This window comes from Mesopusillimonas faecipullorum (assembly GCF_020539505.1).
In the GTDB taxonomy this organism is placed as follows: domain Bacteria; phylum Pseudomonadota; class Gammaproteobacteria; order Burkholderiales; family Burkholderiaceae_B; genus Mesopusillimonas; species Mesopusillimonas faecipullorum.
In genome coordinates this window covers 194,609-212,895 of the sequence record NZ_JACDXW010000003.1, presented here as the reverse complement: position 1 = coordinate 212,895, position 18,287 = coordinate 194,609, and the positions used below count along the sequence as shown (strand labels likewise).

The 18,287-nt window shown below is 57.3% G+C and carries 17 protein-coding genes and 1 pseudogene; 12 read left to right on the top strand and 6 right to left on the bottom strand.

Annotation, left to right across the window (positions count from 1 at the left end; translation table 11 throughout):
* The 6 genes from H0484_RS07535 (at position 1) to H0484_RS07510 (ending at position 7,812) form a co-directional block, all read left to right on the top strand.
* Positions 1–372: a 2Fe-2S iron-sulfur cluster-binding protein gene (locus H0484_RS07535; RefSeq protein ID WP_226953931.1), complete on the top strand. Its 372-nt coding sequence runs from the start codon at positions 1–3 to the stop codon at positions 370–372.
* Positions 362–4,018, top strand: coding sequence for a hydantoinase B/oxoprolinase family protein (locus H0484_RS07530; RefSeq protein ID WP_226953930.1), 3,657 nt, complete (start codon positions 362–364; stop codon positions 4,016–4,018). Before H0484_RS07535 ends, H0484_RS07530 begins: the two co-directional genes overlap by 11 nt.
* 405 nt (positions 4,019–4,423) lie before the next feature.
* Positions 4,424–5,473, top strand: coding sequence for an ABC transporter substrate-binding protein (locus H0484_RS07525; RefSeq protein ID WP_226953929.1), 1,050 nt, complete (start codon positions 4,424–4,426; stop codon positions 5,471–5,473).
* A gap of 18 nt (positions 5,474–5,491) precedes the next feature.
* Positions 5,492–6,337, top strand: a complete 846-nt coding sequence (locus H0484_RS07520; protein WP_226953928.1) for an ABC transporter ATP-binding protein — start codon at positions 5,492–5,494, stop codon at positions 6,335–6,337.
* The gene (locus H0484_RS07515; protein WP_226953927.1) at positions 6,334–7,104 is read left to right on the top strand and encodes an ABC transporter permease; all 771 of its coding nucleotides are present in this window, start codon (positions 6,334–6,336) and stop codon (positions 7,102–7,104) included. The genes H0484_RS07520 and H0484_RS07515 overlap by 4 nt, the downstream gene beginning before the upstream one ends.
* Before the next feature lie 48 nt (positions 7,105–7,152).
* On the top strand, positions 7,153–7,812 hold the full coding sequence (locus H0484_RS07510; protein ID WP_226953926.1) for a GntR family transcriptional regulator: 660 nt from the start codon (positions 7,153–7,155) through the stop codon (positions 7,810–7,812).
* A 42-nt stretch (positions 7,813–7,854) separates the two neighbouring features.
* Here H0484_RS07510 and H0484_RS07505 read toward each other — a convergent pair whose 3' ends face one another.
* Together H0484_RS07505 and H0484_RS07500 are read right to left on the bottom strand one after the other, a co-directional pair.
* Positions 7,855–8,457: a nitroreductase family protein gene (locus H0484_RS07505; protein WP_226953925.1), complete on the bottom strand. Its 603-nt coding sequence runs from the start codon at positions 8,455–8,457 to the stop codon at positions 7,855–7,857.
* Positions 8,454–8,660, bottom strand: a complete 207-nt coding sequence (locus H0484_RS07500) for a hypothetical protein (protein WP_226953924.1) — start codon at positions 8,658–8,660, stop codon at positions 8,454–8,456. The genes H0484_RS07505 and H0484_RS07500 overlap by 4 nt, the downstream gene beginning before the upstream one ends.
* 27 nt (positions 8,661–8,687) lie before the next feature.
* Here H0484_RS07500 and H0484_RS07495 point away from each other — a divergent pair, with 27 nt between their 5' ends.
* From H0484_RS07495 to H0484_RS07480, 4 genes and pseudogenes are all read left to right on the top strand, one after another.
* Positions 8,688–8,960, top strand: coding sequence for a type II toxin-antitoxin system Phd/YefM family antitoxin (locus H0484_RS07495; RefSeq protein ID WP_226953923.1), 273 nt, complete (start codon positions 8,688–8,690; stop codon positions 8,958–8,960).
* Positions 8,960–9,373, top strand: a complete 414-nt coding sequence (locus H0484_RS07490) for a putative toxin-antitoxin system toxin component, PIN family (protein ID WP_226953922.1) — start codon at positions 8,960–8,962, stop codon at positions 9,371–9,373. The genes H0484_RS07495 and H0484_RS07490 overlap by 1 nt, the downstream gene beginning before the upstream one ends.
* Before the next feature lie 394 nt (positions 9,374–9,767).
* Positions 9,768–10,539, top strand: a pseudogene (locus tag H0484_RS07485) (oxidoreductase).
* Positions 10,540–10,572: 33 nt separating this feature from the next.
* On the top strand, positions 10,573–11,040 hold the full coding sequence (locus tag H0484_RS07480; protein ID WP_226953921.1) for a DMT family transporter: 468 nt from the start codon (positions 10,573–10,575) through the stop codon (positions 11,038–11,040).
* A 74-nt stretch (positions 11,041–11,114) separates the two neighbouring features.
* Here the strand turns inward: H0484_RS07480 and H0484_RS07475 are convergent, their stop codons facing one another.
* The 3 genes from H0484_RS07475 to H0484_RS07465 all read right to left on the bottom strand — a co-directional run bounded on the left by H0484_RS07475 (position 11,115) and on the right by H0484_RS07465 (position 15,539).
* On the bottom strand, positions 11,115–12,146 hold the full coding sequence (locus tag H0484_RS07475) for a helix-turn-helix transcriptional regulator (RefSeq protein ID WP_226953920.1): 1,032 nt from the start codon (positions 12,144–12,146) through the stop codon (positions 11,115–11,117).
* Positions 12,147–12,242: 96 nt separating this feature from the next.
* Entirely contained in the window at positions 12,243–14,270 is a 2,028-nt protein-coding gene (locus tag H0484_RS07470) for a hypothetical protein (RefSeq protein ID WP_226953919.1), read from the bottom strand.
* 195 nt (positions 14,271–14,465) lie between these two features.
* The gene (locus H0484_RS07465; RefSeq protein WP_226953918.1) at positions 14,466–15,539 is read right to left on the bottom strand and encodes a metal-dependent hydrolase; all 1,074 of its coding nucleotides are present in this window, start codon (positions 15,537–15,539) and stop codon (positions 14,466–14,468) included.
* A 135-nt stretch (positions 15,540–15,674) separates the two neighbouring features.
* Here H0484_RS07465 and H0484_RS07460 point away from each other — a divergent pair, with 135 nt between their 5' ends.
* The gene (locus H0484_RS07460; RefSeq protein ID WP_226953917.1) at positions 15,675–16,871 is read left to right on the top strand and encodes an amino acid aminotransferase; all 1,197 of its coding nucleotides are present in this window, start codon (positions 15,675–15,677) and stop codon (positions 16,869–16,871) included.
* 5 nt (positions 16,872–16,876) lie between these two features.
* A complete protein-coding gene (trhO, locus tag H0484_RS07455) occupies positions 16,877–17,806 on the top strand; it encodes an oxygen-dependent tRNA uridine(34) hydroxylase TrhO (RefSeq protein WP_226953916.1) in 930 nt (309 codons plus the stop codon).
* A gap of 57 nt (positions 17,807–17,863) precedes the next feature.
* On the opposite strand, the gene H0484_RS07450 is transcribed toward trhO, so the two are convergent.
* The gene (locus tag H0484_RS07450; protein ID WP_226953915.1) at positions 17,864–18,274 is read right to left on the bottom strand and encodes a DoxX family protein; all 411 of its coding nucleotides are present in this window, start codon (positions 18,272–18,274) and stop codon (positions 17,864–17,866) included.
* Positions 18,275–18,287: the final 13 nt, after the last annotated feature.

Below are 18,287 nucleotides of genomic sequence, written 5' to 3'. Positions count from 1 at the left end.
ATGAATGCAAGCGACTCTGGCAAGACAGTTGTTCTGAACGTCAAGCGTGGCGTGGGTGATGGGCCCACTCAGGTTGAACGCTATGAGCTGCCCCCCGATGCGGCGGCTTCATTGTTGGACGGCCTGCGGTGGGTGCGTGAACACCTGGATGACAGCCTGGCTTTTCGCTATTCGTGCATCAACGCCAATGCCTGTAAAGAGTGCATGATGCTGCTGGACGGCAAAGTCGTTTATGCCTGCATGGCGCATATACAGCCCGGCGGGCAATACGAAGTGGCGCCCTTAGCGAATAAGGCGCGCATGCGCGATCTGGTTTCCGAAATTGCGCCTGTCAAAGAAAGGCTGGTAGAGGGTGATGGCGATGACGAGTGAGTCGGTGACGACAGCGGCGCTGGGCGGTCGTTGGCAGTTCTGGATTGATCGTGGTGGTACCTTTACCGACATCGTGGCGCGACGCCCCGACGGCACATTGACCACTGCCAAGCTGCTTTCGGAAAACCCCGAGCAGTACGAGGATGCCGCTGTCGAAGGCATACGGCGATTGCTAGAGGTAGCGCCCGGGGAAGCCATCCCCACCGATCGTATCGAAGCGGTAAAAATGGGCACCACGGTTGCCACCAACGCCCTGCTGGAGCGCAAGGGTGAACGTGTGCTGCTAGTGGTGACGCGTGGTTTTCGCGATGCCTTGCGTATTGCTTATCAAAACCGCCCGCGCTTGTTCGATCGTGAAATCCGCCTGCCCGAACTCTTGCATGAGTCGGTGCTGGAAGTCGACGAACGCCTGGACGCCGATGGCAATGTTATTGCGGCCTTGAATGAAGAAGCCGCACGTAAAGGTTTGAAAGCCGCACGCGAACAAGGCTATGCCTGCGTAGCTATCGTGTTGATGCACGGTTATCGCAACGGGGTGCACGAAGCCAGGTTGGGTCAGCTGGCGCGTGAGGCAGGCTTTACCCAAGTGTCAGTGTCGCACGAGGTGTCTCGTTTGATTCGGTTTGTGGCGCGTGGCGACACCACTGTTGTCGACGCCTACCTGTCCCCCGTTCTGCGCCGCTATGTCGATCGCGTCATGCAGGCGCTGCCCGGCGTTCGCTTGCAGTTCATGCAGTCCAATGGCGGCCTGACCGATGCTCAGACCTTCCAAGGCAAAGACTCTATCCTATCGGGCCCAGCCGGCGGCATTGTCGGTATGGCTGGGGTGTCGTCCGACGTAGACATTCAACGCGTCATCGGCTTCGACATGGGGGGCACCTCAACCGACGTTTCTCACTATGCCGGTGATTACGAACGGGTGTTCGACACCGTGGTTGCGGGGGTGCGCTTGCGAGCGCCCATGATGAGCATTCATACCGTGGCGGCTGGGGGAGGCTCAATACTGTCTTTTGACGGCGCACGCTTACGCGTGGGGCCCGAGTCGGCGGGGGCCAACCCCGGGCCGGCGTGCTACCGGCGTGGTGGGCCCTTAACGGTGACCGATGCCAACTTGATGTTGGGCCGCCTGCAAGTCCATCACTTCCCGTCTGTATTTGGGCCGAATGCCGACCAGCCCCTGGACGTAGAAGTCGTACGCGACAAGTTCACGCAGTTGGCTTTGCAGGTCAGCGACAGCACAGGCCAAACGTGGTCGCCCGAGCAGCTGGCGCAAGGCTTCCTGGACATTGCCGTGATCAACATGGCCAATGCTATCAAACAGATTTCCGTGCAGCGCGGTTACGACGTGACCCGCTACACCCTGACGACTTTCGGCGGTGCGGGTGGACAACACGCCTGCCAGGTCGCAGACGCCTTGGCCATGCCGCGCGTGCTGATTCATCCGCTGGCGGGGGTGCTCTCCGCCTATGGTATGGGCATGGCTGCCACCACTGCCATGCGCGAACGTTCTATCGAGCAGCGTTGGACGCCGGAAGGCGAGGCTCATGCTCGCGAGGTGCTGGAAAGTTTGGCGGAATCGGCCACGCAAGAGTTGCGGGAGCAAGGCTTTGCGCAGCAAGACATACAGGTGGTGCGCAAGCTTTATTTGCGCTACGAAGGCACCGATACCGCGTTGCCGGTTGAGCTGGGCGAAGCGCAGGCCATGCTAAGCAGCTTCGAGCAAGCTTACCGTCAGCGCTTTGCTTTCTTGATGCCCGAGCGGGCCTTGGTCATAGAGTCTGCTGTCATAGAGGCTTTGGGCAGCGAAACCCGCGCCATGGTCAATGTGGCGCCGGCAGCAGAAACCAATGCCCAGCCCAAGGCTGCCGACCATGTGCGCATGTATGTGGACGGCGCGTGGGTAGATTGTCCCCTTTTTCATCGTGATGATCTGGCGGTAGGGCACAGCATTGCCGGCCCCGCCACGATTACGGATGCGAATGCGACCACACTGGTCGACGCCGGTTGGCGTGCGCAGGTGCTAGCGGGGGGCGAACTGGTGCTAGAGCGCCATTTGCCTCGGCCTACCCGTCTGGCTGTAGGCACCCAGGCCGACCCGGTCATGCTCGAGATTTTCAACAATCTGTTCATGTCCATTGCCGAGCAAATGGGCTACAGGCTGCAGAACACCGCACATTCGGTCAACATCAAAGAGCGCCTGGATTTCTCCTGCGCTGTCTTCGATGAGCAGGGCGAGTTGGTGGCCAATGCCCCTCATATTCCTGTGCACTTGGGCTCCATGAGCGCCAGCGTACAAGCGGTAATACGCGCCAATGCCGACAGCCTGAAGCCGGGTGATGTTTATGTGTTGAACAACCCTTACGAAGGCGGTACGCACCTGCCCGACGTTACGGTCATCACTCCCGTTTTTGATAAGGCGGGTACACGCATCCTGTTTTATGTGGGTTCGCGCGGTCACCATGCCGACATCGGCGGCATTACCCCGGGCTCCATGCCACCGGATTCACACCACATAGACCAAGAAGGTGTGTTGATCACCAACTTCAAGTTGGTTGAAGATGGTCATCTGCGCGAAGCAGAGATGCGTGCCTTGTTGGCGGGGGCGCGTTATCCGGCGCGCAATATAGACCAGAACCTGGCCGACTTGCGCGCGCAAGTCGCGGCGAATGAAAAAGGTCGTGAAGAGCTGCTGAATATGGTCGACAGCTTTGGCTTGGATGTGGTGCAGGCCTATATGCGCCATGTACAAGACAATGCCGAAGCCTGCGTGCGCCGTGTGGTGCGCACGCTAAAAGACGGTAGCTTCGAGGTCAAGCTAGACAACGGCGCACGCATTCAAGTAGCACTACGTGTAGACCATGAAAGCGGCAATGCCGAAATCGACTTCACGGGCACCTCTGCCCAGCAAGACAGTAACTTCAACGCGCCCTTGGCGGTCACCATGGCAGCCTTGCTGTATGTGTTCCGCACTATGGTCGACGATGACATCCCCATCAATGCCGGTGGTCTGCGCCCCCTCAAGCTGAAGGTGCCGGCAGACAGCATGCTGAATCCCTCATACCCGGCTGCCGTAGTGGCCGGTAACGTCGAAGTTTCCAGCTGCGTCACTAACGCCTTGTACGGCGCCATGGGCGTCATGGGCAGCAGCCAGCCCACCATGAACAACGTCACCTTCGGCAACGAACGCCATCAGTACTACGAGACCGTCTCCGGCGGCTCGGGAGCCGGTGCGCGCTTTGACGAAAAGGGTGTGCAAGTGGGCGGTTTCGATGGTTGTTCGGTGGTTCAAACCCATATGACCAACTCGCGTCTCACCGACCCCGAGGTATTGGAATTGCGCTTCCCGGTCAGGTTGGAACGCTATGAAATCCGCAAAGGTTCAGGTGGCGAAGGCCGCTGGAAGGGCGGCAATGGCGGCGTACGCACCTTGCGCTTCCTGGAAGACATGACCTTGGCAACCTTGTGCAATGGCTGGGTACACCCGGCTTTTGGTTTGCAAGGCGGGCAAGCGGGGGCGCCCGGTCGCTCCCGAGTGATTCGTAAAGATGGCAGCGTACAAGAGTTGGCGCACGCCGATCAGGCGGCGTTGCAGGCCGGCGATGTCTTCGAGATCGAAACGCCTGGGGGCGGCGGCTTCGGTTCCTAGAGTCTAGAAACCTTTGGATGGGCGGCTGCTTCTTGAAATGAGGTGGTCGCCTGCCTTAGATCGACATAGATACAAGAAAATACACACTTTTTGATTGTATATATTATTCTAAAATAATAATCGTATCCAATAAGTCTGTTTTTTGTTTTTCTTGTCTATGTCTCTGGTTTTCAATAAATACAATATTTACTTAATAATCAATGAATAATAGCAAGGGTAAACCTTGATGATGATTTTCTTGTTCAATCCAAATTGGATACGTTAATATAAAACTACAAATTTTGGCGCGGTCTGGACGAACGCCACGGCAGGTAACGAAATGGGCTAGGTATTCAACCGTCTGCCCACTGATAGGCATAACCCACCCTTTCAAGGTGGGCATCATTACTTAACAGGGGTCGTTCCATGGCTTTCAGACGTAAAAACTGGATGGCGGGTATGTTGCTCGCGACTACCTTTGTAGTCGCACCGTTGGCGAATGCCGCTGATCGGGTGAAGTTCATTCTGGATTGGGCTTATCAAAGCCAGCACTCCATGTTCACGATCCCGGCGGACGATGGCACCTATGCCGAGCTAGACCTAAACGTGCAGGTTGATCGTGGTGCTGGCTCTGGCGACACAGTTGCCAAAGTGGCCAGCGGCGCCTACGAGATGGGCGTGGCGGACTTTTACTCCATGCTGCGTTTCAATAGCCAAAACCCCGACAATAAACTGATGGCAGTCATGGCCGTAGACGATCGCTCAGCGTTGGCGGTCGCCAGCCTAAGCGCAACGGGCATCAAGACGCCCGCCGAGTTAAAGGGCAAAACCATAGCGTCTCCGGCTGGTGATGCCAGCCGTCAGTTGTTTCCCTTGTTTGCGCAGGCTAACAACATCGATGAGTCCTCCATAAGCTGGAACAATATTTCGATAGAGCTGCGTGAGCCCATACTCAGACGTGGTGATGCCGATGCCATTACTGGGCACTTAACTACCATCAGCATGGCTATCGATGCCATAGGCATGAAACGTGATGACATTCAGTTCATGGCGTATTCGGATTACGGTGTCGAGTTGGTGGGGCATGTCGTAGTGGCTCGGCCTGAATATGTGCAATCCAATCCTGATGTCGTGCGCCGCTTTCTGCGAGGCGCTGTGCATGGCTATAAAAAGATGGTGGCAGATCCTCAACTGGCGGTGGCTTCCATCCGCAAGCGTGACCCAATGGCTAATGCAGATATCGAACTGGCACGGTTGAAGATGTCTCTGGATTACCGCATGTTGACCCCGAATGTACAGAAGAACGGCATCAGCTCGGTCAGCCCAGAACGCATACAACGGTCAATTGACCAAGTCGGGCCGGTGTTCGGGGTCGATCCAAGCACCAAGGCTGCTGATATCTACACTACAGAATATTTGCCTGATCGCGCTGAGTTGCAGTTACCCCCAACGGGTCCCGCTTCTAGCACGCCATAAAAGATGGGGCACTCATTCATGAGCAAGAATCAGTCCGCCACTCCTTCCGACCCTGTTTCGGCTCCGTTTATCCATTTGAACGACGTGAGTCTTCGGTATGGCGAGTCCGGCGAAGGCGTCGAAGCTCTTAAGCGCCTATCGTTGAATATCTCACGCGGAGAGTTCACCGCCGTGGTGGGGCCCTCTGGCTGTGGCAAATCAACATTGATGCGCTTGTTGTCGGGCTTGACCCCCTGTAGCTCAGGAAAGGTCTGTATAGACGGCAAGCAAGTCAATCAGCCTCTGAAAACCGTGGGGATGGCGTTTCAGAACTCGGCATTGTTACCGTGGCGTACGGCGCTTGAGAACGTTCTACTACCTCTAGAGGTAGTAGAACCCTATCGTCGTGATTTTCGTCGCGACAAAGCCCGCTTTGTGGAGCGAGCCCGAGCATTGCTGGCTAGGGTTGGCTTAAGCGGGGCAGAAGATCTTTACGGTTGGGAGCTTTCCGGTGGTATGCAGCAACGAGTATCCTTGTGTCGCGCCTTGGTTCACGAACCTGAGATTCTCTTACTAGATGAGCCTTTCGGTGCCCTGGATGCCTTTACCCGAGAAGAGCTTTGGGACATTCTGCAGCAGTTGTGGCTAGATCGAGGGTTTACAGCCATGTTGGTAACCCATGACCTTCCTGAAGCGGTTTATTTGGCTGATAGTGTCCACGTTATTTCAGAACGACCAGGCTATGTTGTCCACACTAGTCATATAGACTTGCCTCGTCCGCGCACGCCAGAGCTTTGTTTTACCACCCAATTTACCGATTATGTTCACGAGTTACGCACGCATATTCAGCGTAAAACGCTTGCTGTTGGGGGGGCCGGGCTATGAGCAAGAAAACTGCAACGATGCTTTACCGTTTAAGCCCATGGCTGGCGACACTAGGTTTCTTTTTGGTATGGGAAATCAGTTGCCGCTTGTTCGCCATTCCGGTCTTTGTGCTTCCCGCACCCACGGATGCTTTAGCTGCGTTGATCAAGCATATTGATGGCATCTGGTTCAACGCACAACATACTTTACTTACCACCGTATGCGGGTTTGCAGTCGCGATTGGGTTTGGGCTGCTACTGGGTATTCTGGTGGGTGCTTCACCGGCCATGTATCGCGCACTGAACCCATTATTAGTGGGATTCAATTCGGTACCCAAGGTTGCCTTGGTGCCCATCCTTGTGTTGTGGTTTGGCATAGGTACGGTGCCTGCCATCATCACGGCTTTTCTGGTGGCTTTCTTCCCCATCACCGTCAACGTTGCGACTGGCATAGCCACTATGGAGCCCGAGCTGCGCGACGTATTGCGGTCGCTAGGGGCCGGGCGCATTGCCATTCTGACCAAAGTGGGTTTGCCGCGTTCTTTACCTTACTTTTTTGCTTCGCTGAAAGTTGCTATTACGCTGGCCTTTGTAGGAGCGGTCATATCAGAGACGGTGGCTTCTAACGTGGGCATTGGTTATCTGATGATGAATGCCAGCGCCATGTTCCAAGTACCTCTGGTTTTTGCTGCTTTGTTGGTCACAGCCGCCATGGGAGTGGTGATGTATGGCATTACTGCTTTGCTTGAGCGTCGTTATGCGGGTTGGGCGATGCGCAAAAGACATTAAAGCTTTCTAGAGGATGGCCTCTGTCTCAAAGAACTACTTTTAATGCCTATGTTCACCTATTCGCAAAACCCCATCGACAAGACCTTGCCTCCGGTAGAGCAAGCCTATCAGTTCATTCTCAACCGCATACTCTCTGGAGAACTGCAGCCAGGTATGCGTGTGCCGTCCGAGGCGGTGGCTGAAGCCCTGGGCGTCAGTAGAATGCCGGTCCGAGATGCACTGCGTAGCTTGGAGGGGGATGGTGCAGTGAGCATCATTGCGAATCGTGGTGCTATTGTCGCGAGGTATAGCCCGTCGCAAGTGACTGAGCTAATTGAAATGCGGGCGGCCTTAGAAGGGCTGGCCGCCAGATTGGCTTTGCCTAATGTCGGCCCTCTAGAGTTCGAAGAGTTGAATCATTTGCGTAGCAAAATGGCCGAAGGCGCGGCGCACTCGTTAGCTGATTGGATGGCTCGACACGATGCATTTCATAACTACCTGACGTCGCTAAGTCGAAGACCCATGTTGCTCAAGCAGACCGAACGTATGCGTGTCATGCTGTTGCCCTATTTTCGTCGTTACTACGAGAGTAGCGACGAGCTAGAAATCGTAGGGCTAGAGCACCAGAAAATCATCAGCGCCATAGAGCATAAAGACCCTACTTTGCTTGAGCAAATCGTGCGTGGTCACGCCATGCAGAACGTAGATAAGGTGGCCGCTCTCGGATAGAAGTGAGGAGCGGCCACGCTTGGGCACGGTGGCTAGCTCGTATCAAGCCAGCGTGTCTTTGAACCCGCCTTCTGCCACCAAAGAAGCCAGGGGCATGCGGTCGCTGGGTTTTTCGCGTTCGCGCAGGCCGTCGGGCAAGATGGAGGGATCTGTGCGCTTGCCAATGGCGATGGCCATTTCAACGGCGTAGTCATCGGGCACGTTCAGGGCTTTGCGAGCCGCGTCTTTATCCATGCCGGTCATGCCGTGGGCGTCCCAGCCCAGCAACTGAGCCTGCAGTGCCAGGTTGGCCCAGGCGGCGCCGGTATCCAGCGAATGCGATGGATTGGGGCGTGCTTCTTCGGCGCCGGGGGGCAGGGAGATGGTTTTCGACAGCACGATCACCAGAGCACCGGCATTCTTGACCCATCCTTGGTTGAACGGGATCAGCACGTTCATAAAGGTTTCCCAGGCGGGGGTGTCACGATGGGCATACAAAAAACGCCAGGGCTGGTTATTGGATGCAGATGGCGCCCAACGTGCGGCCTCCAGAATGCTGAGCAAGGTTTCTTGCGGCAAGGCTTCGCCCGAGTAGGCGCGGGGTGACCAGCGATTCAGGAACAGTTCGTGAATGGGATGGGTGGAAGTACGTGCGGCTTGGCTCATGAAATTCCTTCGTAACGGGTAACGCCATTCTGGCGGCGGCTGACATTATCCCCGATGCGTGGGGTGAGGTGGATGCTAAAGAGCGCAATGTGTGCAAGACGGTGCTGACCGTGACGACTGGCAACAACCTTTCCCGGTGTCAGTAACACTAGGATGATGGTTGAGTCATGGACACTGTCTGTTTTTTCAACCATAATGATCATATCAATTATTATGGTACGAGGCGATTCATGATCACTGAAGTCAGCGCCGTGAACTTCCGGCAGAACCTGGGTGAGATGATCAACCAGGTGCAATACCGCAACGACAGCATCGTCATCAATAAAGACGGCAAGCCTGTCGCTGCCCTGGTTGATGCTGAGCTGTTTGCTCGCATCCGGCGTATGCAAGAGCGTTTCGACGCCTTGAGCCGCCGCATCAGCGATAGCTATGCCGGGTTACCAGAAGAAGAGGGCATGGCTGAGATTGAGGCTGCCATCGCGGCAGAGCGAAAGGGGCGCTGATGTCTGGGCTGCACGTGGTGCTCGACACAAACGTGTTGGTTTCAGGGCTTGCTTATCCAGGCAGCGTACCTGGCCGGATTGTGTCTGCGTGGCGTCAAGGTGGGCTTAACGTGTCACTGTCGCACTACATTTTGGACGAGTTAGTGCGGGTTCTCCCGCGGTTGCCAAGATTGCAGATGTCTTCCACAGAAATCCGCGACTTGGCTGATAGCTTGATGTTTCAGGCGGATATTGTTGAACCATCGGGGCTGCCGGACGACTCCCTGCAAGATCAAGCCGACCAGCCCGTATTGCTGACACTGTTGGCGGCAAAAGCCCAATATCTGATTACTGGTGACAAGGATTTGTTGGCGTTGGCTGATCGTTATCCTATCGTCACGCCTGCAGATTTTTGGGCGCGGCATGGGGGCTGATACGGCCGCGTGCGGGCAAACATATTTGGCCATCTCATCGCAACCTAAACACAGCGCCTAAACAGAAAAGGCCGACGTGCAATCAAACACGTCGGCCTTTTTTGTCGCCGGGCCGCTCCCAAGACAAAAAGCGTCCCCTTGGGGGACAGCAAGCCGAAGGCGCAGCGAGGGGCTTTTTTTGTCGCCGGGCCGTTTCTCGATACCGATCGCTCAGGCCGTCTCGCGCCGCCGCTGATTGAATCTTATCAAAGTGATAAAGGTTCATTAGATCAAACATCGGTCGTATACGCCTACACTTGCGGGGATTCTTTCTGTTAAGAGGCCATCGTCCACGACTGCTCGCCGGTTCGTGGGCCAAGCTGTTTTTATCCATCCAGAACTATCGAGGTACGTCATGTCCGCACTGTTCACGTCGTTCAAACTGAAGGACGTCACCCTTCGCAACCGCATCGCGATCCCGCCGATGTGTCAGTACCAGGCCCACGAGGGCTACGTGAACGACTGGCACCATGTCCACTATGCCGGCATGGCCCGCGGCGGCCAAGCGTGCGCTGGCCGCTGGTTTCCAGTGGCTGGAACTGCACTTCGCCCATGGCTACCTCGCGCAAAGCTTCTTCTCGCCCATCGCCAACCAGCGCACCGACCAGTACGGTGGCAGTGCGGAGAACCGCGGTCGTTTCCTGCTGGAGACGATGCAGGCCGTGCGCGAGGTGTGGCCGGAGCATCTGCCACTGACCGCGCGCTTCGGCGTGGTCGAATACGACGGGTATGACGACAGCTTCTATCCCGAGGCGGTCGCGCTGGTGCGCAAGATGCGCGACGGCGGCCTGGACTTGATCGACGCCAGCATCGGCTTTTCCACCATCAGCGGCAAAACCCCGTGGGGGCCGGGCTTCTTCGTGCCGGTCGCCGGACGTGTCAAGCAGGACACGCAGATGCCGGTGGCCGCGAGCTGGTGCATCGACAATCCGAAGATGGCCGAGCAGGCTGTGGCCGAAGGCCGGATGGATCTGGTGCTGATCGCCCGCGCGCACCTGGCTAATCCGCACTATGCCTACCAGATCGCGGTGGAGCTGGGTGAGGAAAAGCCGGCTGGCGTGCTGCCGGTGTCCTACGGCTACTGGCTGTCGCGCTACCGCGGCCCAGGCAAGGGCGTGGCGCAGTAATGCGTCGCCCTACAACGAAAAAGAGGCAACCCCGTGAACCTTCTCTATCTGCTCATGGCCCTGGCCGGTGGCGCCGGCCTGTCGATCCAGGCGGCCCTCAACAGCCGTCTGAGTGCCGGCCTCGGCGGGCAGCCGCTGGTGGCGTCCTTCTTCTCGTTTGCCATCGGCGCGTTGTGCCTGGGCGCGGTGGCGCTGGTACAAGCCGACTGGCACAACGTGGCCGCCAACATCGGGCAGCAGCCGTGGTGGCGCTGGCTGGGCGGCGCAATCGGCGCGGCCTTCGTGTTTACCACGGTGTACCTGGCGCCCAAGATCGGCATCACCAGCGCGATGTTCCTGTTCATCATCGGGCAGCTCACCGCCGGCATGTTCATCGATGGCTTCGGCCTGCTGCAGATGGCGCAGCGGCCGGTGTACTGGTGGAAGCTCGCCGGGCTGGGCGTGATGCTCGTGGGCTTGGTGTGCTTCATGTTCGGGGACAAGGTGTTCCTTCATGAATGACTCGACGACTTGGTTTGGCGCCACTTGATCGCAGCGAGGGGCGTTCTTTGCCCCTGTAGCCCACGCGAAGAAAATTACCGCAGCCTGAGGCTTGAGGCCCTAGGGGCGGGCGATTCGTCTGGCTGACGGCCCCAGACGCGGTGATGCCATTCAGATGGGGAGCTGTGAAATCTAGCTTTGAAAAGCTTGCTGAAGCTGGATTGATCGGTAAAGCCGCAGCGCCACGATAATGAGCCGATATGCAGGCGGGCGGCTTGTTCTATGAGCGTTCGAGCGCGTTGCAGGCGGATCTCGCGGAGGGTTTCCATGACGGATTCGCCTTGTGCGGCAAATGCGGCATACAGCCGGGTACGTGAACACCCTATACTTTGAGCGATGGTGGCGGCGTCTAGCTGATGCAGGTGGGCATCGCGTTCCATCAGGCGCATAGCAGCCGTATAGCGACCGGCATTCAGGCTTTCGGGGTGGGCGTCGGCGTCGAGCGGTTGCCTGCCCAGGTTGCGCAGCATCAGCAGTGTCAGTTCGTGGGTGGCATCAAGCAAACCCGCATATTCGGCGGCGTTTAGTACGCCTGGGCGTTGCATAAGTAGGGCCACGTGCTCTAAATGGCTGGCCAGCACAGGTGCCAGAACGGATTGTCTGGATGTAATCAGCAGGTTGCCGGGCTCACGCCCCAAGGCTGCGGCGACTTCTGTACGCGGCAGCGCCAGAAAGACTTCACGAGAGTCTTGGCTCCAGCGGTAGTCGCCCATGCGCCAGGGGTCGTAAAGCCCTAACGAACCTTGCCCCATGCGTTCTGGCTCGCCAGGGGCGGCGTCGCGCAAGACTTCCCCCGCTTGTATCAGGGTGAGCACCAGCATTTCGGGGGCATGTATCAAGCGCCGTGAGGCGGCGCGCATGCTGTAGGCGGATGAGCGCATGGCCCCTAGCACGCAGTTACTGCCTTTGAGTGTGATGAGTTCTGCGTTGAGTTCTGCCCCCGGAGGCAAGGGCAGCATCTCCACCCACTGATGGGCGCGCTCACGCCAAGCGTCGAAACGCAGGGCAGGCTCGGCATCCAGCGATGACAGGCGCTGCGGCAAAGCGGAATCTAGGGGCGAAGACATGGTGTCAGCTTATAGGCAACTGGGCGGGGCAGAAAAACGCCTTGAGTTGAAACGCTACATTTTGCAAAGATAGCGCACCCGGGAGCGTCTTGGGGTTTACTTGAAGTACACCGAGAGTTCCGACAGCAGGCCTTTAGGATGAGCCGAGCTGGTCAGAGGGACCAGTTTGTCGACGCTGTACTTCACGTCGGGATGGAACTCGTTGTAAACATGGTTACCGTCTATTGTTCCTTCCATATAGAACCTGCCGGTGTTGGATTGACACAGCGAGCCGCTGTAAGTTTGGATGCCGAAGGTGCTTTCGCTATTGTCGTTAGGCGAGCCATTGCGTTTCCAGTGGGCGTCCTGCCACTCGAAAATGGCAAACCCTTTAACCAGTGTCTTGGGGGTAGAGTCGGTATATTCCCGCACGGCGCTGGCTTGACCCAGAACAGAGGTGATTTTGTACTCCGGGGTTCGGCCATAGCCATAGGTACCCAGTTCGGTAATCAGCAGCGGCACACCCAGCTTAAGGTTGTCGTAGCCTCGCAGAATACTGTCGCGCAGGTCGTTGCCGTCTTTAAGCTTGAAGGTCTGCACCGAGTTGTAGAAGCGTTTTTGGTACAGCTGCTTGGGCAATAACTGGCGGAACATGGCGTAAAACTTGTTTTGGTCTGCCGTGCTGATGGGAATGGTGATGTAGTGGTCCGGCGCCAGCTTGTTCAGAATACCCACGACCCTGACGGCATCCGGAATCAGTGTATGCCAGGTCATGCCGTATTTGTCCAAATCCAGTTCATTGCCTACGCTGAAAGAATGCACCGCAGGATGGATGACGCCGTTCTTTTTCACGCTGTTGACGATCTGGGCGACGGTATGCTCGATGTTGTCCCAGGGGCGGTTCTGGCCGTCCTGACGCATGAAGTTATAGTTCGAGACCGGGATAATGACCTTGATGCCCAGGGCTTGGGCTTTGTCCAGGAAAGGAATGTGGCCGTCTCCGGCAGTGATCCATTTAGTCGAGCCGCGTTGGTAGTTATAGTCATACAGGCGCACCAGATTGATACCGACGTCGGCCATGGCTTGCAGGTCGTTGCGGCCGCAACCGTCTTTTTCTCCCCACACCGCCTGGAAGGCGCTGGCAGTCACATCTGAGTCAAAGAAAGCGCCTGTGGGGTTGCTGTTGTATGTGGCGGGAACAGCCGAATACGCCACGCCGCGCCATTGCTTGGCAAATACGCCAGAAGGCGTGGCACGCTCACCCGCATCCACAAACAACACCGCATTTTTAAGGGCCGTCCCGATATCCGGTGTGCCGGTGCCGCGTAAAGGCACGGCGGTAAAGCTGATGCGTCGTGCCGCGCTGTCATAGACCGGGTCGGACAGCGTAAGCGGCATGATGTCGTAGTCGCCCTGGCCTGTATCACCGGCTATTGAAGCGTTGGGAGCGGCGTCCGCAAACCGGTCGGGCCAGTAATTGACGAAATTACCCAAGGTTTCGAAGTCGCCTGCTCGCGAAGGGGCATGGTTCATCCAGAACACGTCGTCGTACACGTTTTCCAGAACCAGTTGGTAGCCGCCTTGGTTGCCCGCCACGACGCTGGTGCGGTCGGCATAAAGTGCAAACGATGAGCCTTCGCTAGAAGGTTCCAGATTATTGAGCAGGGTCAGCACCGGGGTTTGGAAGCTACCTGCGCTGGGGCTGGTTTCATCGGGGTCCTGGTCCAGACTCAATTTGAACTTCAGGGTGCGCGCCTGCGCGTTATAGCTGACTTCGCTAACTGCGCCGAAGATGCCTTGTACGCCAGCGGCGTTGGTGTATTGCAGCAGGGCATTCGGCGCTGTGTCTGCGTACACACGCTGCCAGTTGGTTTCTATCAGGCTGGTGGTGTCTTCGTCGCCTGTTTCACGTTCTGGCCTGTCGGTATACCAGTCAACCTCGGGTTGCACTTGATTCAGCGTGATCGTGTAATGGGGCCCGGCAAGGCTTGCCCCACCGCTTTGGGCAGACAGTACGTATATGCGATTTGAAATGTCGGTGGTGTCGGGGTTTGTTGGGGAAGGTGAGGTGTCAGGGGAGCTGTCGCTGCCACACCCCGACACCAAGAGGGTAAAAGCGGCCAGTAACAAAGTAAGGGATTTCATGTTGTCGTCCTTGTGGCAAAGCTGAGGCCCCTGAGCGGGCTTGCTGAGCAGGCTGACCATGTTGGACCAGCCCCCAAGGAGGAACGCGCCAGGGTTCAAGAAAATTTTTGCATGGCGGCGTGAGAAATGGCGCAGGATGTTGGGGCCGCGCGTTCCAGGTTTTGGCGAGGCGTCCCATTGTGGATTAAGCCATGACTATTCGGCCACGGCTGGCGACTCTGTCAACGTGGCAGGTATCGCTTTGAGGCTCCATTCTTGCAGTGGCAGCGGTGGCGAGGCTTGCCAAGTGCGGCGCAAAACGCGCCCTAATTCTTCGGTGCCACGCTCACCCCGAAGGAATACTGGCGTGATAGGGCGCCAGAGACCGGTGCCGGGGTCGCGTTCGGCGACAGCAAAACGGAAAGTGTAAAAGCCGGTGGCCAAACCCATGCGCAGGTCGGACACCACCAACAGGCCATGGGTTTCGTCGTAGCGTAGCCAATCGCCGGTAAACCAGCGCAAGCCCTGCATGGGGGCGCTTTCCACCGTTGCCAGTTCGGCGTTTATGGGGTGACTCAGTGTTTCACCAGGGCCAGAGTCCAGAATGCTGTGCATGGTCTCGTGGTAGTGGTCGTCGTCGGTACGCGCGATTACACGCCAGAGCAGGATATTGAAAGGTTGTGGGGTAGAAAACATCTCGACCACGTTGTGGCCGGCGGTTTGAAGCTGGGTGCGCACACGGGTTTCCGCCCATTGTTTAAAACCCAGGGACAAAGCCAGATACAGCACGCACCAGCCTAGTGTCCAGCTTAGCGCTTTGTTGCGGCCCGGCGTATACCCTCGGATGGCGAACCAGAGTACGGCCAGCAGCAAGGGCAGGGTAAAGAAGGGGTCGATGATGTAGATGCTGGACCAACTGGCAGGTGTGGGCCTGAAGGGCCAAAACAGTTGTGTGCCGTAAGCGGTAAAGGCGTCCAGCAGCGGGTGGGTGATCAGGGTGAGCCAGATCGCCAGAAACATGCGCCATCGCCCCGGCCCGCCTGGTTTTCTGGCCCAAGGTGCGCACAGAGCGGTCAGTAATACGGCAAGCGCGGTCAGCACAAACACCGAGTGCGAGAAGCCCCGATGGCTGATCATGGCTGTCAAGGCGTCGGCATGGCTGATGACGACATCCAGATCCGGCAGGGTGCCCAGCACAGCGCCTGCAAGCAGGGCTTTACGGCCAAAGTGTTTGCCCAGCAGGGCGCCGGTGATGCCCGCCCCGAGAGCGGCTTGAGTAATGGAATCCATGGGCAGCGGGTGTCCGGCTATAGAAACAATGGGGCAGTATAAAATACATGGTTACCCTTATGTCTGGCCCGCGCTCGTCGTTTGCGGCGGCCCATTGCCAGAGCAGGCCGGCGCATCCGGCAATCTACGGAAGTCATGTTCGAGCACTTTACCGCCTACGCGGGCGACCCCATTTTGTCGTTGCAACTTGCCTATCGCGACGACCCCCGACCCGAAAAAGTCAACCTGAGCATAGGCTTGTACTACGACGAGCAGGGGCGCATTCCTCAGCTTGAGTCTGTGCAGCAGGCGCGTAAAACGGTGTTGGCCAGCACCGAGCCCAGCGTTTATTTGCCCATGAGCGGCAACCCCGCCTACTGCCGTGCCGTGCAACGCCTGTTGTTCGGTGAAAACTCGCCCGCCTTGAGCGAAGGCCGGGTGGCTACGATACAAACGGTGGGGGGGTCGGGTGCCTTGCGTGTAGGGGCCGACCTGCTGCGCCGATTCTTTCCCGATTCTCAAGCGCGTATCAGCGACCCGACATGGGACAATCACCGCGCCATTCTTGAGGGCGCAGGTTTTGTCGTGCAAACCTACGCCTATTTCGATTACGAAGCTCAGCGGCTGAATTTCGACGCCATGGCCAAGGAGTTGGATCAACTGCCTGCTCGCACGGTCGTTTTGATGCATCCTTGCTGCCACAACCCTACCGGGGCTGACCTTTCTGCGGCTCAATGGGATGTTGTGGTCGACATTATCAAGCGCCGCGAGCTGCTGCCTTTCCTGGATCTGGCCTACCAAGGTTTGGCCGAGGGCTTGGAAGCCGACACCTATTTCATCCGTGCTTTGGCCGCGTCGGGTGCGTCCTTTCTGCTGGCTAATTCTTTTTCCAAGATTTTTTCGCTCTACGGCGAACGCTGCGGCGCGCTTAGCATGGTGTGTGCCAATGCAGAAGAAGCCCAACGGGTTTTAGGCCAAATGCAGCAGGCCGTGCGCCGCAACTATTCCAGCCCGCCTGCTTTTGGCGGCAGTTTGGTGCAAACGGTGCTGGACACTCCCACCTTGCGTGCGCAATGGGAAGCCGAGGTTGAGACCATGCGCGTGCGCATGCACACTATGCGCACGCGTTTGTACGAAGGCTTGGTGCAGCATCATCCAGCCTACGACTGGAGCTTCCTGCTGGCGCAGCGCGGCATGTTCAGCTATGCGCCGGTGTTGGGGCCACACATGAACCGCCTCATAAAAGAGCACGCTGTCTACATCATCGATTCCGGCCGCATTTGCGTTGCCGGCCTTAACGAGCAAAACGTTGATCGCACGGCTCAAGCCTTTGCTACCGTGCTGAAAGCCTGATCACTATGAACTATCTGGTAGCTGCTCTGTATCGTTTCGTCCACCTGAAGGACTATGCCGCCATGCGGCAGCCTTTATACGATTTTTGCTCGGAGCGCGGTATTACGGGCACGCTGTTGCTGGCCGAAGAAGGCATTAATGGCACCATTGCCGGCAAACCCGAGGCCATACGCGAAGTGCTGGCGCGTCTGCGCAGCGACGAGCGTTTGGCCTTGCTCGAGCATAAAGAGTCCTGGGCTGCTGAACAGCCTTTTTATCGCATGAAGGTCAAGCTTAAGCGCGAGATCGTCACCATGGGTGTTCCCAATATTCATGCTGCAACCATGGCGGGAACCTACGTAGACCCGCAACACTGGAATGCCTTGATCGAAGATCCGGATACCGTGGTGGTCGACGTCCGTAACGATTACGAAGTCGCCATCGGGACGTTCGCCAACGCTATCAACCCCAAAACGGCCAGTTTCACCGAGTTTCCTGAGTGGGTGCGTCAGCAGTCGCAGGAAGGGGGCGTGTTAGATGGCAAACGTAAAGTTGCCATGTTTTGCACCGGTGGCATACGCTGCGAGAAATCAACGGCCTATCTGCGCTCGCAAGGGTTCGACGAAGTGTTTCACTTGCAGGGCGGCATTCTTAAGTATCTGGAAACCGTACCGGCAGAGCAAAGCTTGTGGCAGGGGCAGTGCTTTGTGTTTGACGAGCGCGTGTCGGTAGGACATGGCCTGGAGCAAGGCGATTTTTCTTTCTGCCGCGCCTGTCGTTACCCGCTTAGCGAACAAGATCGGGCCTCGCCGGTATACGAAGACGGTGTCAGCTGCCCGCATTGTCATGGCAAACATACCGAGGCGCAGATGGCGCGCTTTCGTGAACGGCAAAAACAGGTGGAGTTGGCGCGACAACGTAAACAGCGCCACATAGGCGTGCGATTGACGCCCTAGCCCAAAGCAAAAGAGCCTGGCTGGGCCAGGCTCTTTGTAGGCAGCATGTGCAGGGAGCTAGTTCCAGCGACCGCCCGAGCCGCCCAGACTGAAGCGCCCGGCACCCAACAACGCGATAGCCAAGCCACCAAACAAGAACAGGCCTTGCAGCTCGAGCTGCCAGCCGCCCATACTGTTGACCATGCTTAGCTGCGCCATGTGCGCCAGCAGGATGGCAACCACCATTTGCACCACGAGCAGCAAACCGCCCAGGCGCGTGTACAAACCCAGAATGACAATAACGGGTGCGATGACTTCGCCCACGTAAGCGCCCCAGGCAAAAAAGGCGGGCAGCCCCTTGGCTACCAACATACCCTCTATGCCGCCTATGCCGTGACTAAGTTTAAAAATGCCGTGCATCAGCATGAGAATGCCGACGCTTAAACGTAGAACGAGTTTGCCAAGATCATCAAGGGTGGAATTGGACATAGGGCGGTCTCCG